This window comes from Oerskovia enterophila (assembly GCF_044748475.1).
In the GTDB taxonomy this organism is placed as follows: domain Bacteria; phylum Actinomycetota; class Actinomycetes; order Actinomycetales; family Cellulomonadaceae; genus Oerskovia; species Oerskovia enterophila.
On the sequence record NZ_JBIVFZ010000004.1, the window covers coordinates 318872 to 334572 of the forward strand.

The 15701-nt window shown below is 67.6% G+C and carries 12 protein-coding genes and 2 tRNA genes; 10 read left to right on the forward strand and 4 right to left on the reverse strand.

Features of this window, described 5'->3' with window-relative positions; all coding sequences use genetic code 11:
* The first annotated feature begins 1 nt into the window (after position 1).
* The gene (locus ACIPWA_RS14405; RefSeq protein WP_400291179.1) at positions 2-1798 is read left to right on the forward strand and encodes an AAA family ATPase; all 1797 of its coding nucleotides are present in this window, start codon (positions 2-4) and stop codon (positions 1796-1798) included.
* A 569-nt stretch (positions 1799-2367) separates the two neighbouring features.
* Here ACIPWA_RS14405 and ACIPWA_RS14410 read toward each other — a convergent pair.
* Positions 2368-3201, reverse strand: a complete 834-nt coding sequence (locus ACIPWA_RS14410; RefSeq protein WP_400291181.1) for a GntR family transcriptional regulator — start codon at positions 3199-3201, stop codon at positions 2368-2370.
* Between the two features lie 159 nt (positions 3202-3360).
* Between ACIPWA_RS14410 and ACIPWA_RS14415 the strand changes: the two genes are divergently transcribed.
* The 6 genes from ACIPWA_RS14415 (at position 3361) to ACIPWA_RS14440 (ending at position 9032) form a co-directional block, all read left to right on the forward strand.
* Positions 3361-3771, forward strand: a complete 411-nt coding sequence (locus ACIPWA_RS14415; RefSeq protein WP_400291183.1) for a plasmid replication, integration and excision activator — start codon at positions 3361-3363, stop codon at positions 3769-3771.
* Positions 3772-4115: 344 nt separating this feature from the next.
* Positions 4116-5198, forward strand: a complete 1083-nt coding sequence (locus tag ACIPWA_RS14420; RefSeq protein WP_400291185.1) for an FtsK/SpoIIIE domain-containing protein — start codon at positions 4116-4118, stop codon at positions 5196-5198.
* Positions 5199-5224: 26 nt separating this feature from the next.
* Positions 5225-6625 carry a replication initiator gene (locus tag ACIPWA_RS14425; protein WP_400291615.1) on the forward strand — a complete coding sequence of 467 codons (1401 nt, stop codon included), beginning with the start codon at positions 5225-5227 and terminating at the stop codon, positions 6623-6625.
* A 163-nt stretch (positions 6626-6788) separates the two neighbouring features.
* Positions 6789-6989, forward strand: a complete 201-nt coding sequence (locus tag ACIPWA_RS14430; protein WP_400291187.1) for a helix-turn-helix domain-containing protein — start codon at positions 6789-6791, stop codon at positions 6987-6989.
* A 104-nt stretch (positions 6990-7093) separates the two neighbouring features.
* Positions 7094-8122: a tyrosine-type recombinase/integrase gene (locus tag ACIPWA_RS14435; protein WP_400291188.1), complete on the forward strand. Its 1029-nt coding sequence runs from the start codon at positions 7094-7096 to the stop codon at positions 8120-8122.
* A gap of 4 nt (positions 8123-8126) precedes the next feature.
* Positions 8127-9032: a hypothetical protein gene (locus tag ACIPWA_RS14440; protein WP_400291190.1), complete on the forward strand. Its 906-nt coding sequence runs from the start codon at positions 8127-8129 to the stop codon at positions 9030-9032.
* 90 nt (positions 9033-9122) lie between these two features.
* Here ACIPWA_RS14440 and ACIPWA_RS14445 read toward each other — a convergent pair.
* A tRNA-Arg gene (locus ACIPWA_RS14445) sits at positions 9123-9195 on the reverse strand.
* Positions 9196-9450: 255 nt separating this feature from the next.
* Here ACIPWA_RS14445 and ACIPWA_RS14450 point away from each other — a divergent pair.
* The 3 genes from ACIPWA_RS14450 (at position 9451) to ACIPWA_RS14460 (ending at position 12581) form a co-directional block, all read left to right on the forward strand.
* The gene (locus tag ACIPWA_RS14450) at positions 9451-10194 is read left to right on the forward strand and encodes a fumarylacetoacetate hydrolase family protein (RefSeq protein WP_400291192.1); all 744 of its coding nucleotides are present in this window, start codon (positions 9451-9453) and stop codon (positions 10192-10194) included.
* Positions 10195-10374: 180 nt separating this feature from the next.
* Entirely contained in the window at positions 10375-11220 is an 846-nt protein-coding gene (locus ACIPWA_RS14455) for an ABC transporter ATP-binding protein (RefSeq protein ID WP_400291194.1), read from the forward strand.
* Positions 11217-12581 (forward strand): hypothetical protein, encoded by a 1365-nt coding sequence (locus ACIPWA_RS14460; RefSeq protein ID WP_400291195.1) that lies wholly within the window; start codon positions 11217-11219, stop codon positions 12579-12581. Before ACIPWA_RS14455 ends, ACIPWA_RS14460 begins: the two co-directional genes overlap by 4 nt.
* Before the next feature lie 179 nt (positions 12582-12760).
* Here ACIPWA_RS14460 and ACIPWA_RS14465 read toward each other — a convergent pair.
* Together ACIPWA_RS14465 and ACIPWA_RS14470 are read right to left on the reverse strand one after the other, a co-directional pair.
* Positions 12761-12849: transfer RNA gene (locus ACIPWA_RS14465), tRNA-Ser, on the reverse strand.
* A 192-nt stretch (positions 12850-13041) separates the two neighbouring features.
* Positions 13042-15675 (reverse strand): MMPL family transporter, encoded by a 2634-nt coding sequence (locus ACIPWA_RS14470; RefSeq protein WP_400291196.1) that lies wholly within the window; start codon positions 15673-15675, stop codon positions 13042-13044.
* Between the last annotated feature and the right edge of the window lie 26 nt (positions 15676-15701).

The window sequence follows — 15701 nt, forward strand, 5'->3', positions numbered from 1 at the left end:
GATGTGGATCGAGAGCCTCTCATTCACCGGACCATCAGCCCAGGAAGTTCGTCTGCAGTTCGGACCACGGTTAAATGTGGTGCACGGCCCCTCCGACACGGGTAAATCATTTATCGCGGATTCGATCGGCTTCATGCTAGGTGGATCTCGCCTAAAGCAGATCCCCGAAAGCTCGGCCTATGACGACGTTCATATTGCCTTCACGGCTACTGAGGGTCGTAGTCTCAAGATCCAACGGTCGACGGTTGGAGGGAAGTTCTTCATAACGACCGATGGAGGTCCTCGATCGGACGTATCCGAAACGTTCGCTGCAGGTCACAACGCAAAAAAGTCGTACTCCACATTCCTCCTTTCCGAACTTGGCATCAACGGAGTGATGCTACGAAAGAACGCACTTGGGGAGACCCAGAAGTTCACCATTAGGACACTGGCACACTTTTCAATAATCGACGAAACAAAGATCCAAGATGACGAGGCGCCAGCCCTGTCGGGAATTCCAACGTCTCGAACCGCAGAGACTTCCGCGCTTCGTTACTTGCTTGACGGACAAGATGACTCTCGACTGGAGTCTTCTGCGGTGGACCGAACGGCCGCTGCGATAGGCGCTGCGAAGACATCTGGAATCGAGGCCGCAATCTACTCGCTGCGTGAATCAGCGACGACCCCGTTCGCTGAACTTTCAGAGCGAGCGGAAATCATAGACCTACGCCTCGATGTCATAACCCAGGACATGCAGGTCGGCTTCATGGAACGTGATCGAGTTCTGGGAATTATACAAACGATCGAGTCCTCGATGCGCAATATTGATGCCAAACTTGGCGAGCTAAAGGGTCTGGAGTTTCGATTTGAACTACTGGAAGACCAGTACCGTTCGGACTTGGAGCGTCTTGCGCTAGTCGAGGAATTTGGTTCACTCCTAAACTACCTCACGCCTGGTTCATGCCCATTCTGTGGGGCATCCGTCGAGCACCAACATCGCGATGGATCCGAGGTGGCCGTTCCGGACATGTCTCTCGCAGTGGTGGCAGAACGCACTGAAACTAGCGCGCTACTCAGGGACCTAAGCGATGCGAAGGACGCGCTAGCGAACGAAATCTCGGGTCTCGAAGATTCTTGGGGCCATGAGGCGGCGCGATTGACTTCCTCCCATGACGAATTTGGCACGCTTGACAGTCAGCTCACACCCAGCCGTGGTGAACTGGCCGCGCTGGCAGAATCCCGGGCCGAGATCGCACGCGAGATCTCAATCCATGAGCAAATTGAGAGGCTTGAGAGTCTCATCGTTGCGGAAGATCCAGGCGATCCGGGCGAACTGCAGTTTCGCGAGATTTCTCCGGCAGTGGCCGACAGATTGTCCCATCATTTGGTTCGCATTTTGGACGCATGGGGATATCCAGAAGCTCAAGATGTGCGTTTCGATCGCACTACACTTGAGATCTTCACCGGTGACCAACCACGTAAGACACATGGTAAAGGTGTGCGAGCTCTCCTGCACGCTGCGTTCACGGTGGCCCTGGCAGAGTACTGCTTCGAGGCTGGCACCGCCCATCCTGGATTCATAGTCCTTGACTCACCACTAGTTACGTACCGAGCTGCGGATGAAGGCCGCGACGCCGAGGGCCTTTCACCGGAGGTCGGGGAACGCTTCTATCGGTATTTGGATCGCACTTTTCCCGGGCAGTCACTGGTATTGGAGAACATGGCACCGACGATCGACGTGATGTCAGACACCACGGTCATCGAGTTCTCCAAGAACCTGACGATTGGTCGGTACGGGCTATTTCCGAACCGTTCTTAGATTCCGTGAATTCACTTCGCGAAGGCGGCCTCCTCGTCCTCGTTAGCCTCGCTGCTAGCTAGATGCGCCCTAGGCCGCAGTATCTCCCCTGGCATGTTCTTGGAACATCTCTGAGAACGCACACCCGATCCAGCTTAGAAGGATGACGCAGATGCGGCTTGAGGTTAATGGTGCTGGTGTGACTGGTTATTTCTCGAAGGTCATTGTTCTTCCGGCGACATCTGTGCTCCCGGCGAAGGTCCACAGCGAAGGCCGCGTGGTGCAACATGGATGGGCCGTTCGAGCCGGTACGTCCGACTGGTACTTCTTCGAGCACTCTCCCGTCGCTGCTGCATACACGTTGGCTGTTCGGCAGGCGCAGGGCGTGACGTCCGTGGACGTGCAAGTTGCTGCATCCGAGTCTCGCTGGCGCGGTCTTCAGGACGTGCACACTCTGTACCTCGGTCCGGCCGTTGATCTCCGCGACCCCGAACTGGCACTTCAGTTTGCACGAGGGATGAGCACAGCGAGCAGTCGGTGGCAGGCTCCCGCGTAGGACCACAGATTCCACCACCCGGCGCCCCGGTCTCCTAGCCGAGGCGGGCTGTTGCGCCGTTCTGCTCGCTAGGCTCGAACTTGTACTCCCACTCGAAGTACGAACCTCGGCAGATCCACACGGAGTACTCCAAAGGCTCGCCTGAACCGGTCGTCGCCGAGCGGTGGACCTCCATGACGGACTCCCCTTCCGGCAGGGCCATGAGCTCTCGCTCCTCTGGCGTCGGAAGCCGGCTGATGAGGCGTTCCCGCAACTCACCGACGACGACGCCAAGGTTGGCGTAGGCGGTGAGGCTCTCCATGAACATCCCCTGGTCGTCAAGGCAGGCTGGCGGCGCACCGAGCGCATCGTCGATCGCTGCGGGAACGTAGGTCGTGATGCTCCTGGTGACGGCAGGAGGCTCGTCGCTGATCAGGAATCTGCGCGACCGCACCTTCGTGCCGATCTCCACTCCGAGTCCTTCCGCAACTTCGCGCGTGGCTCCCGCCACCGGGCGGACTTCAAGCAGACTTTCTGCGAGCTTGCGCGCTAGCCGTTCCTCCACTGCCGACCCGAAGGTAAGCGCCCCGATCGAGCCGACCTCCTTAAGCGGAAGTTCCACAGCGTGGGCTCTAGCGCGGGTCGTCCCTGTTAGCGCCCCGAGGCCAATCCGACGCGGCGTCTCCCGAACGACGGTCCCGCGGCGGCGAACCGGCGTCACCACTCCGTCACGCGCGAGCAAATTGACCGCCGCGCGCACGGTCTTGATGCTCACGCCCTCCTGCTGGGCGATTACCTCCTGCTTGGGGAGCGTAGACCCTGCTGGGTACTCGCCTCGCTCGATCGCCGCCCGGAGCTTGGTTGCGATCTCCTCGTACTGCGCCGCCATGATCTACACCTCCTCGTGCCGACGAGCCTACCGGGGACCACGCCAAGAGTCGTGACTTATTAGAGCCTCCTCTATTGACAGCAACGCTTCGGACTGCTTCGATCTGATTAGAGCCTCCCCTATTCGTCGTCGACGAGGGCTCAAGCAGAGGAGCGAACCATGGCTGTGCAGACCCGCATCAGGGTGGAGATGACCGACGTGTTCCCGTCCGGAGCGTTCGTGATCGGTGAGGTCATGCCGGACGAGGACTACGACATCCGTAAGAGCGGCGTCGTTGACCCGCAGCGGCGCGACAAAGAGACGGGCCAGCGGGTGTGGAACGTGCGTGTCCTGGACACCGACCCCGCGGGCCGCAAGGGCTCCGGCGAGGTGACCGTGAAGATCCTGGCGGACCACCAGCCCGTGCCGCCTGCCGAGCTCCCCGGCCTGCCGTTGCGTCCGGTGGAGTTCGAGAACCTCACGGTGACGCCGTACGTCGACACGAACGGGTCTCGACCCCGGCTCGCCTACTCGTTCCGAGCGACGGCGATGCGTGCGCCGAAGTCCGCCAAGGTCACCCAGGCTGCGTGAGCGCGATGGTGACAGTGGTGTTCCGAGGCATCTGGCTGGAGGTGCGCTGGGCGGCGCGTGAGTTCGCTTGGCGGTACTCGTTGTCCTGGCGATGGTGGCTGATCCTCACGATCGTCGTGCCTGCAGTCGCGGCGATCGGTGGTTCTACGGCCCCGTACGTCTTAGTCGGCGCATGGTTCGGCGGTCTCGCGGCTTGGCTGCGTTTCGCGCCGCAGTCGCACTGGCGATGGGTCTCTGGTCCGCTGTGGCGTCGTCGTGTCCGTCGCAATGTCCAGGCCACGTGGCCGGCCCTTGCCGGTGTTTCGGGGCTCACTCGTCGCGGGAAGGGGCGGAATGGTGAACCGGTGCTCGTCGTCCCTGCCCTGCGTGTTCGGTGGCGTGACGGCCTCCTGACACTCCGGCCTCGGCTACTCGTCGGGCAGACCGTCGAGGACTACCTCCAGGCGGCCGAGCGGTTCCGCCAGACCTTCGGGGCAACGCGGGTCCACGTCATCTCGAACGGCGAGTGCGTGGTCACCCTGTCGTTCAGCGACACGCTCGCACACGTCGTCCCTCGACCTCGTCCGCAGCTCACTGCGGAGCCCGAGATCGGGGAGATCACCATGGGCATCGCCGAGGACGGCGTGCAGTGGCGTCTCAGGTTGGCCGGCACGCACACCCTCGTGGCCGGCTGCTCCGGATCCGGGAAGGCGTCGCTGGTCTGGGGCGTCTCGCTCGGCCTTGCGCCGGCTGTGCACTCAGGCGTGGTGCAGCTCTGGGGTGTTGATCTCAAGGGGGGCATGGAGCTCTCGATGGGGCGTCCGCTCTTCACCTGCTACGCCACCGAACCGGAGGAAGCGGTGGCTTTGCTCGAGGAGGCGGTCCAGAGGATGCGCAAACGTGCGGCTCGGCTGGCCGGGGTGACTCGTCAGCACACGCCGAGCGCGGCTGATCCGTTCGTCGTCGTCCTCATAGACGAGGTCGCGGCGCTCACGGCATACCTGAACGACCGGGACCTCAAGAGGCGTGCGAACGACGCACTCGCGCTGCTGTGCTCGCAGGGCAGGGCGCTCGGTGTCTCGGTCGTGGCGTGCCTCCAAGACCCCCGTAAGGAGGTGCTGGGAATGCGTGGACTCTTCACGCAGACGGTCGGGCTTCGGCTGCGTGACCGCGAGGAGACAGCAATGGTGCTCGGTGACGGGGCGGTCGCTTCGGGGGCTGCGTGCCACACCATCCCGGCGACGTCGCCTGGTGTCGCGTTCGTCGTCCCGCCGGAGGGCGGCACTCCCGTCCGTGTCCGGGCATGGCGCGTGGACGACGAGACGATCCGGTACACAGCGGCGCTCTTTGCTGCACCGGTACAGATCCCGGTCGTCGTGAAGCAGCCAGCAACGGACGCTTCCGCGCCACGCCGTCGGTCGCGTCAGACGCAGGAGAGCGCGGCGTGAACGGCAGGGCGCAGGGCTCCGAGGTGATGGCTCGACGGATCGTCTCGCGACGCTTCGACGAGTGGGCGGCTCAGGTTGCCTCCACGGGGTTCTGCGCCCGGCCGATCCGCCTCATCGGCAGTGCGGACCGGTTCAACACGTCGACCGGCGAGCTCGTCGGCTCGATGCACACCCAAGACCTTCCGGACGGCGTCATGTATGTCCGGTGTGGGAACCGTAGGTCGTCAGAATGCCCCTCGTGCTCTCGTGAGTACCAGGGCGACTACTGGCACCTCGTGACGGCCGGGGTCGCCGGTGGGGACAAAGGAGTCCCCGAATCGATCGCCTCCCACCCGCTGGTCTTCGTGACCCTCACGGCCCCCTCGTTCGGCGCAGTCCACGCAGCCAAGAAGCCCGGCTCGGCTTCGGCAGCCTGCCATCCGCGCTCGCGCTCACGGTTCTGCGAGCACGGCACGGTCGTCTCGTGCACGCGCGTGCACTCGATCGACGACGCCGAGGTCGGTTCACCGCTCTGCGGCAAGTGCTATGACTACGCGGGCCACGTCGTGTGGCAGTGGCACGCGAGCGAGCTCTGGCGCCGGTTCACCATCTCGCTGTCCCGGACCCTCGCCAAGCACCTCGGTCTCTCCGAGAATGCGGCGCGCAAGATCGTTCGTCTCCAGTACGCCAAGGTCGCCGAGTACCAGCGCCGGGGTGCGATCCACTTCCACGCACTCATCCGGCTCGACGGTGCAGCAACAGACGAGGACGCCTTCCCCGCTTCCCCGATCCCGCTCACCGCGGCAGGCCTCGCTTCACTGGTTCCCGATGCTGCGCGCTCAGTTCGTGTGATCGCGCCTGGCGTCGACGATCACGACTCCGTTCGAGCGCTGCGGTTCGGAGTTCAGGTCGATGCCCGCCCGGTGCGACATTCTGCGCTCGAGCACGGTGGCGAGATCAGCCCGCGCATGGTGGCCGGGTATCTCGCGAAGTACGTGACCAAGGCTGCTGCCGACGCCGAGCCGGATGGTCGATCGCGGCACTTCGGCCTGATCCGCGACTGCGCTCGAGGACTGGCCCAGCGCGCCTGCGTCTCCCAGGGCCTTGAATCGCCTTACCTGCTCCTCGCGAAGTGGAGCCGGGCGCTCGGGTTCCGTGGTCACGTCGGCAGCAAGTCGCGCCGGTTCTCCACGACCATGGGCCGACTCAGGGAAGCCCGCCGCCGTTTCCAGCGTCGACAGAGCCTCCAGACGACCGGCCCTGTCGCCGAGCTCTCGCACGAGGATGAGCTCGACGAGTCGACGACCGTCACCCTCAACAGCTTCGTCTATGCCGGTAGCGGCTGGCTCACCACGGCTGACGCAGATCTGGCCGCCGAGGCAGCGGCAGCCGCGCGGGAGTGGCAGGTCACCCGCGCACACCGACGTCACACCCCGGCGTCGTCCTGATACCTGCGCCCCCAGAGCCGCTCGGTGCCGCTCCAGGGTCGGGCGGAGCCCGATCACGTAGTGACGCCGAAGGCGCCCTTGAATGGCGCCGAGCGGCTCGGACACTGGCGCATCAGGGCGTCGCCTTCCGACCGCCAACGACGCACGGAAGGAACGACCAAGCATGACCATCACACCGATCGAGAGGCTCTGCGCGACGCCCGAGGAGGCCGCGGAAGCGCTGCGGGTCTCCAAGTCACGCATCTACGACCTGCTGCGCACCAACCAGCTCCACAGCATCAAGATCGGCCGCTCGCGGTTGATTCCAGTCGATGAGCTCCGCCGGTTCGTCGCTGAGCAGTCTCTTGCGCCGGTGACCGCGTGAGTCGCAACGCCAACGGCGAGGGCAGTATCTACGCCCGTCAGGACGGTCGCTATGCCGGGGCCGCGTACGTCATCACGCGTGACGGTGCTCGGCGTCGTCGGACCGTGTACGGCAAGACCCGACGTGAGGTCGCCGCGAAGCTCCGCACTCTCCAGGAGCAGTCGGCACAGGGCATCCCGGCCTACGACCGGGGAATGCCGCTCCGTGACTACCTCGCGCACTGGCTCGATGCCGTAGCTGCCGAGAAGGTCAGCGCCAAGACGCTCGTAAACTACCGGCTGTTCGTCAACCGGCACATCGTCCCGGTGATCGGCGACAAGCGGATCGGCACGCTGTCCTCCGACGACGTGCGGGCACTGATCGCCGCCAAGCGGAAGGAGGGCTTCGCTCCTCGAACTGTCCGGCAGATGCATGCGACGCTGCGTGTGGCCCTCCAGCACGCCGTCCGGGAACGGCTCGTACCGGCCAACGTCGCGGGGAGCATGTCTGTCCGGATCGAACGGGAGTCGTCGATCAACCCGTTCGACTCGGATGAGGCGCGGTCCTTTCTCCAGGCTGTGCGCGGCGATCCCTGGGAGGCGCTCTGGATCGTCGCGATCACCATGGGTCTCCGCAAGGGCGAGCTGCTCGGGCTCCAGTGGCATGACGTCGACCTGGCGGGCGGAAGCCTCATGATCCGGAGGTCGCTCCAGCGCATCGGCACGGAGCTCGTGACGGCCCCTCCGAAGACCCGCTCGTCGATCCGGGCACTCCAGATCCCGTCGATGGCCGCCAAGGCCCTTGTAGCGCATCGCGAGCTCGAGGAGGAGAAGGCCAGGGCGTTTGGTCACCGGTGGGCGCGTTCACGGCCCGTCTTCACATCGGCCAAGGGGGCGCTCATCGAACCGCGCGACGTGAACCATGCCCTCGACCGTGTGCTCACGACAGCGGACCTGCGCCGCATCAGGGTCCACGATCTGCGGCACACCTGCGCGACGCTGCTGCTCTCCCAAGGCGTTCCACAGCGCGTGATCATGGACCAGCTCGGGCACTCGAGCATCACTGTCACCATGAACATCTACGCTCACGTCATGCCGGCTATGCACACGGACTCGGCGGCACGCATGGATGCGCTGCTAGACCCACAAGATTGAAGGAATGGTGCTCACGACGATGGTGGACCAACTGTTCGGCACGGCACAGCACCGTGACGCAAGGGACCTCAGCAACTTCTTGGTTCACATGACGAGAAGCCCCGAAGACCTGGCGAGCATCATCACATCTGGGTGTCTGGAAGCTCGCAGTCGATGTGGGCTTGGTAGGAAGCACGGAGAAGTCGCCGGGGGGCATCACGCGATCTGCCTCACCGAGATGCCCCTGGCAGAGCTCGATCGGCTAGCGAAGCGCGGCAAGTCGTACGGCATCGCCTTCCCAAAGGACTTCGTCCTCAAGAACGGTGGCCAACCGATCTGGTACCTGGATCACGACAGCGCCCCTCACGCAGCCATGGAGGCGATCATGGAGGAGGTTGCGCAGCGCAAGGAGTGGGACAACCCCATCTGGGCGTTGACGCCGTTCGTTGAGACGGTAGTTCGCTCTGGCAGTACCGGAGCGAAGTACCGCGACTGGCGTTGGGAGCGCGAGTGGCGGGTCCCGCGCGACATGTACTTCGACCTGAAGGATGTCGCGACTCTCGTTCTCCTCGACGGTGCAGAACCCGTCTACCTGGAGGGGGTCGAACTCGGCGTCCCCCTCTATCGACACCCCAAGCACGACTACGTCTGGGTGGAGGGGCCGACACCCGCAGTCGTGGCGGCCGTCGAGCGCATGTTGGAGCTCTTTCACGAGAACTACTTGTCCCCAGACGATGCCGGACTCTCGTACGTCACGGCTGAAGGCGGGTACATCTGGGTCGTCGAGGAGCATGAGACGGAGGACGCGCTCGCCAACCTCTTCGGTTCGATGCCCACCGAAATCTGGGAGGACCTGTCGGGGCACCTCAACCAGATCAGCGGCACCTGGGCATCAAGGGCGGAAGTGGAGGGGATCGGCACCGATGTCTGATGCGTCGACGTCAGCCCCGTTGCTGTCATCTACTGCTGTCACAACGACGAACGGCCCCACTCTGTCGAGTGGAGCCGCTGGTCAGGTGCGTGCGCCCGGAGGGATTCGAACCCCCAACCTTCTGATCCGTAGTCAGATGCTCTATCCGTTGAGCTACGGGCGCCCGGCTGTTCGTGATTTCTCTTGAGCAGCCGTCGAGAAGACTACAACGGTTTTCGCTGGATACTCAAACCGATACGGCCTGACCAGCCTCTTCGTGACGCACGACACCTTCCGACGAGGCGCTCGAGCACGGGATCACCGCCCTCGAGCCCCCTCGCGATACGGACGCTCCGTCAGCACATCGGACGTCATACCTCCTGTAGTCTCACGGTCAGCCGGCACGACCGCGCCGACACCGCAGACGGAGGAGACCACCGTGAGACTCGCTCGGATCGCCACCCCTACCGGCCCGCGTCCCGTCGTCCAGGACGGCGACGTCTGGGCCGTGGTCGTCGACCACCACGCCCCCGACCTCGAGCGCACGGGCGAGACCCATCCCGTCGACGGCGCTCGCCTCCTTGCCCCGTGCGAACCGCGCGTCGTGCTCGGCATGGCCCACAACAGCGGTCCCGCAGACCGCCTCGTCCCGCCGCAGGCGTTCACCAAGTCGGCGCGCACCGTGGTCGGCCCGGGTGAGCCCGTCCGGCTGGACCCCGCCGCGGGCAAGGTTGTGGTCGAGGGCGAGCTCGCGATCGTCATCGCCCGCACGGCCCGCCACCTCACGCCCGAGCAGGTCCCGGGCGCGATCCTCGGCTGGACCGTCGGCAACGACGTCACGGCGTACGAGCAGAGCGCGCTCGACGACAAGTTCACGCAGTCCAAGAACGGCGACGGCTTCACGCCGCTCGGCCCCTGGATCGAGACCGACCTCGCCGTGGCAGACGTCGCAGACCTCGCGATCGACGTCCAGGTCGACGGCGCCACCGAGGCCAAGGCGTCGACGTCGGGTCTCGCGTGGGACGTCGTCGAGCAGCTCGTCTACCTGACCTCGCACCTGACCCTCGGGCCGGGCGACGTGGTCCTCACGGGGTCGCCCAGCACGTCGGCGCACGTCGTCCCGGGCCAGACCTCCGCGATCTCGATCGAGGGCATCGGGACGCTGACCAACCCGATCGTCTGAGCCGCGGGCCGTGGTGGCCGCCGGTGCAGGCGGCCACCACGGGAGCCACCGTCCAGCACCCGCCCGCGGCCCGTACGCCGCGAGAACGGCGGCCGGTCCCCCCAGGGCATGACACGCCGTCGGGCAGGTCCCCACCGTGGCCGGACGCGGCGCCCCTCGTCCCCGCCGAAGGATGGGAGCATGACGAACCTCGGCCCCGCCCCCTCGACCGGCTCGCCCCTCGTCGCCTCCGGGCTGACGAAGGTCTACGGCACCGACCACACCGCCACGCACGCCCTCGCGGGCGTCTCCCTCACGGTCTCGCCCGGCGAGTCCGTGGCCATCATGGGCCCCTCGGGCTCGGGCAAGACGACCCTGCTGCACTGCCTCGCGGGCATCATCAAGCCCACGTCGGGCGCGGTGTCCTGGCGGGGCGAGGACCTCACGACGCTCAGCGAGGGCCGCCGCACGGCCCTGCGCCGCCAGGACTTCGGCTTCGTCTTCCAGTCGGGCCAGCTCCTGCCCGAGCTCCCCGCTGTCGAGAACGCGGCCCTGCCCCTCATGCTCGCCGGCACGCCGCGGGCCGAGGCCACGCAGGTCGCCGCGCGCTGGCTCGCGCACCTGGGTCTGGCCGGCATGGAGCAGCGCCGCCCGGGCGAGCTCTCGGGCGGGCAGGTGCAGCGCGTCGCGATCGCGCGCGCCCTCGTCGGGTCGCCCGGCGTCGTCTTTGCCGACGAGCCGACCGGTGCGCTGGACCAGGCCACGGGCGCCGAGGTCCTCTCGGTCCTCACAGGGGCGGTCCAGGCGTCCGGCGCTGCCCTCGTGGTCGTGACCCACGACGCGGGCGTGGCCCGCTACTGCTCGCGCACGGTCACCATGCGCGACGGGCTCGTGTCGGGCGAGTTCTTCGCAGGAGTCCCCGCGCAGCAAGCACCTCCGCAGACGCCCGTGCCCGACGCCGCCACGCAGGCAGCCATGGCCGCTCACCCCGCGAACGGGGCCCCGTCCGCTACGCAGCCCGGCCAGAGCCACGGGGCGACGCGATGAAGGCCACGCTCGACCTGTGGTGGCTCCTGCGCCGCCGCAGCTCCGACAGCCGCGACCCCCAGGGCCTGACCAACGTGCTGGCGATCATCGCGTTCGCGACGACGACCGCGATCCTGCTCGTCGTCGTCGGGGGCGTGGGCGCCTTCCTGGGGCGCGCGGGCGGCCTCGACGGCATGACCCGGGGGGTCGAGGCCGACGTGACGTCCTACGACACCCAGTACCCGCTCTTCGCGGCCATCGCCGCGCTCCTGCTCCTCATCCCGCTCGTCACGCTGGGAGGCGCCGCCGCCCGCCTCGCGGTCGCCCGCCGCGACGCGCGCCTCGCGTCGCTGCGCCTCGCGGGAGCGACCACGGGGCAGGTCGCGACCCTCACGGTCCTCGACGCGGCCGCGCAGGCCCTCGTGGGGGCCCTCGCGGGCCTGGTCGGCTACGCGGCCCTGCTGCCCCTCGTGGCCCAGCTCCGCTTCCAGGGCCGGACGTTCGCGCTGTCCGAGCTCTGGGTGGGGGTCCCGGCGATGCTGATCGCGGTCGTCGGGGTCGTGCTCGTCGCGCTGGTCTCGGCGGCCGTGTCGCTGCGCCGCGTCGCCATCACGCCGCTCGGCGTCGCCGCACGCGTGACCCCTCCGGGCCTCAAGGCCGTGCGCCTGGTCAGCACGGGCGTCGCGTTCCTCGCCATGATCGTCGTGACCAACGTGTCGCTCGGGAGCGCGGCCGTGGCGATCACGGTCCTGGTGCTCGTGCTCGTCGCGGGGTTCGCGACGCTCAACGTCGTCGGACCGTTCGTCATCTGGGTCGTCGGTCGGATCACCGCGCACCGCGCTCGGACCGTCCCCACGCTCCTCGCGGGCCGCCGCATCGTCGACTCGCCCAAGACCGCGTGGCGCTCGGTCGGCGGCGTCGCCCTCGCGACGTTCATCGCCGGCATGACGAGCATCTTCGCGCTGTTCGACCCGGGCATGGGAGCCGACCCGGGCGAGGTCCAGTTCCTCACCGACCTCACGACCGGCGGCTTCCTGACGCTCGCGATCGCGGGCGTGCTCGCCGCGGTCTCGACCGGCGTCATGCAGGCGGGCCGCGTGATCGACCAGCGTGGCGAGTACCGCACGCTGACCCTCGCGGGCACCGACCTCAAGACCCTCGACAAGGCGCGGCTGCGCGAGACGGTCATCCCGCTCGTCGCGAGCGTGGGCGTGGCCACGACGGGCGCCCTGATGTTCATGGCGCCGATCGTGGGCCTCAACGCGTTCGCGAACGTGGACGTCGTGCTGCAGTTCCTGCTGTGCGTCGCAGGGGCGTCGGCGCTCGTCCTGGCCGGCGCGGCCGCGTCGCGGTTCGTGGTCCGCTCGGCGATGGCGGCCTGAGCCGAGCTGCGCCTGCGGGTGCCCGACGGCGGGGCGTGCGCTCCGTCGTCGGGCGTTCCGCACGAGCGGGGCGGGTGGGCGCGCGGGCCGCAGTGGTGGGCCTCTGCGCGATGGGCGCCCGGTCGAGTCACGGGCGACAGAAAAGGCCCCGGGCCTGACGCAGCCGGGACCTTCCTGAGCGGAGACGGAGGGATTCGAACCCTCGAACGGGTTGCCCCGTTACCACCTTAGCAGGGTGGCGCACTAGACCTGGCTATGCGACGTCTCCTTGCTCGGATGCTAGGCACCGAGCGTCGCAAGGCTACCTTCTCCCGGCACCGCGGAGCAAAACGCGGCCACCGAGGCCCCTCCGAGCACGTCCCGGCCGCCCGTCCGAACAGCGCTGCCCGGAGTCCCGGAACGAGCGGAGCCGCCCTCCTCGTCACGAGGAGAGCGGCTCCGGTGCCCAGGTCGCGAGGCGTCAGCCCCGCGCGGGCACCTCGTCCTTCTCGACGTCACCGTCCCGCTCGGCGCCCTCGGCGGGGTCGACAGCGCCCTCGGCCGGGTCCTCCGCCGCTGGGTGCGCGTGCGGGTGGCGCCGCTCGAGCGAGGCCCCCTCGACGTCGACGTCGGGCAGGATCTTGTCGAGCCAGCGCGGCAGCCACCACGCCTTGTCGCCCGCGAGGTGCATGAGCGCGGGCACGAGCATCATCCGCACGACGAACGCGTCCACGAGCACGCCGAACGCGAGCGCGAACCCGATCGGCCGGATCATCGCGCTGTGCGAGAAGATGAACCCGCCGAACACCGCGATCATGATGATCGCCGCCGCGGTCACGACCGAGCGTCCGGCCCGGACACCCTGCACGACCGCGATCCGCGCGGGCGCACCGTGGGCGTACGCCTCACGCATGCCCGAGCCGAGGAAGAGCATGTAGTCCATCGCGAGCCCGAACAGGATGCCGACGAGGATGGTCGGCAGGAAGTTCAGGATCGGGCCCGGGCTCTCGACGCCGAACACACCGCTCAGCCAGCCCCACTGGTAGATCGCGACGACCCCACCGAGCGCCGCGAAGTACGACAGGATGAAGCCCAACGTCGCGATGACCGGCACGAAGATCGACCGGAACACCAGCACCAGGATGATGAGCGACAGGCCGACCACGACCGCGAGGTAGACCGGCAGCGCGGACTCGAGCTTCTCCGAGATGTCGACGTTGCCGCTCGCCGAGCCGGCCACCCCGATCTCGTACGTCCCGTCGATGGGAGACAGGTCGCGCAGCGTGTGCACGAGCTCCTCGGTCGACTCGCTCGTGGGGCCCTCGCGAGGCACCACCTGGAACGCCGCGACCGTGCCGTCCTCGGACGTGCCGATCGGCGCGACCGCCACGACGTCCTCCTGGTCGAACAGCACCTGGGCGATCTCCACCTGGGCCGTCATCGAGTCGGCCTCGGTCTCGGACCCTGCCTCGACGGCCGGCAGGTCGGCCACCACGAGCAACGTCCCGTTCTGGCCCTCGCCGAACTTCTCGGCCAGGGTCGCGTACGCCTGGTACTGCGACGAGTCGTGCGGCTCGGTCGAGCCGTCGGGCAGGTTCACCCGGAGGTCGAGCGCCGGCAGCGCGACGAGCAGGAGCCCTGCGACGCCGACGACGACGCGCACGACGGCCCACCCGGTCGACATGGGACGGACGGGGGTCGCAGAGGCTGCGGCGGGGCCTGCGACAGCCGCTCCCCCGGTCCCCGCGCCGGCCTCGAGCTGAGCGCGCTCCTTCTTGCTGAGGATGCGCAGGCCCACGAGCCCCAGCAGGGCAGGCGTGAGCGTGACCGCGATGAGCACCGCGATCGCGATGCACAGCGCGCCGACCGTGCCCATGAGCCCCAGGAACGGGATGCCCGTGACGTTGAGGGCCAGCAGCGCCACGAGCACCGTGGTCCCCGCGAACACCACGGCGTTGCCCGAGGTCCCGTTCGCGAGCGCGATCGACTCGTGCAGCTCGTCGCCCGCCTTGAGCTGGCGGCGGTGCCGGTTGACGATGAAGAGCGAGTAGTCGATGCCGACGGCCAGGCCCAGCATGAGCCCGAGCACGGGGGTCACGGACGCCATCTCGACGACGCCGGACAGGGACAGCGCCCCCAGCGCGCCGATGCCCACGCCGATGAGGGCCGTGAGGATCGGCAGGCCCGCACCGATGAGCGTGCCCAGCATGATGACCAGGACGACCGCGGCGACCAGGAGGCCCACGATCTCGCCGGCGCCGATGATGCTCGGCGCGCCCATGGTCATGTCGGACGAGAGGTCGATCTGCAGCCCCTCGGGAGCGTCCGCGAAGACGTCGACGAGCGCGTCCTTGGTCTCCTGCGGGATCTCCATCTGCGGGTCGGTGAACGAGACCATGACGATCGCCGCGCTGCCGTCCTCCGAGACCATGCGGATCTCCGAGGCCATGTCGAGGAGCGTGGCCCCCTGCTCGAGCTGGGCCTCCTGCTCCTCGAGCGTCGCGCGGCCGTCGTCGAGCGTCGTCTGCTGCGTGTCGAGCGCCGCGAGCCCCTCGTCGAGAGCGGACTGCTGGGCGTCGAGCTCCGGCTGGACCTGCGCGAGCATGCCCGCAGCCTCGGCCTGGGCGCGCGCGGCGTCGAGCTGGGCCTGGCCCGCCTCGAGCTGCTCACGCCCCGCGTCGAGCTGCGCCTGCCCGGCGTCGAGCTGCGCCCGGCCGTCCTCGATCTGGGTACGGCCCGACTCGACCTGCTGCGCCTGCGCCGCACGGTCCGCCTCGGTCTGGAACGGGTCCATGACCGTGGTGACGCCGTCGACCGCAGCGGCCTCGGCGACCAGCCCGGCGACGGCCTCTTCCTGCTCGGCCGTGAAGGGCTCGCCGTCCTCGGTCTGGACCACGACGGTGCCCGTACCGCCCGAGGCGTCGGGGAAGTCGCTCTGGAGGCGGTCGGTGACCTCGGCCGTCGGGGTGCCGGGGATCGAGAACGTGGTCGCGAGCGTGCCGGCGCCGAGCGCGAACGCGATGCCCGCCACGACGAGGATCGCGAGCCACGAGACGACGACCGTCCGGGCTCGGCGAGCCGACCAGCGGCCGACGCGATAGAGGAATTCAGCCATGGGAGTCCTTCGGTTGCGCGCGAGTA

Bases quoted from the DNA above. Each gene is read 5' to 3' on its own strand.
- ACIPWA_RS14405 (WP_400291179.1), top strand. From the start codon at position 2: ATGTGGATCGAGAGCCTCTCATTCACCGGACCATCAGCCCAGGAAGTT.
- ACIPWA_RS14410 (WP_400291181.1), bottom strand. From the start codon at position 3,201: ATGGCGGCGCAGTACGAGGAGATCGCAACCAAGCTCCGGGCGGCGATC.
- ACIPWA_RS14415 (WP_400291183.1), top strand. From the start codon at position 3,361: ATGGCTGTGCAGACCCGCATCAGGGTGGAGATGACCGACGTGTTCCCG.
- ACIPWA_RS14425 (WP_400291615.1), top strand. From the start codon at position 5,225: ATGGCTCGACGGATCGTCTCGCGACGCTTCGACGAGTGGGCGGCTCAG.
- ACIPWA_RS14430 (WP_400291187.1), top strand. From the start codon at position 6,789: ATGACCATCACACCGATCGAGAGGCTCTGCGCGACGCCCGAGGAGGCC.
- ACIPWA_RS14440 (WP_400291190.1), top strand. From the start codon at position 8,127: ATGGTGCTCACGACGATGGTGGACCAACTGTTCGGCACGGCACAGCAC.
- ACIPWA_RS14455 (WP_400291194.1), top strand. From the start codon at position 10,375: ATGACGAACCTCGGCCCCGCCCCCTCGACCGGCTCGCCCCTCGTCGCC.
- ACIPWA_RS14460 (WP_400291195.1), top strand. From the start codon at position 11,217: ATGAAGGCCACGCTCGACCTGTGGTGGCTCCTGCGCCGCCGCAGCTCC.
- ACIPWA_RS14470 (WP_400291196.1), bottom strand. From the start codon at position 15,675: ATGGCTGAATTCCTCTATCGCGTCGGCCGCTGGTCGGCTCGCCGAGCC.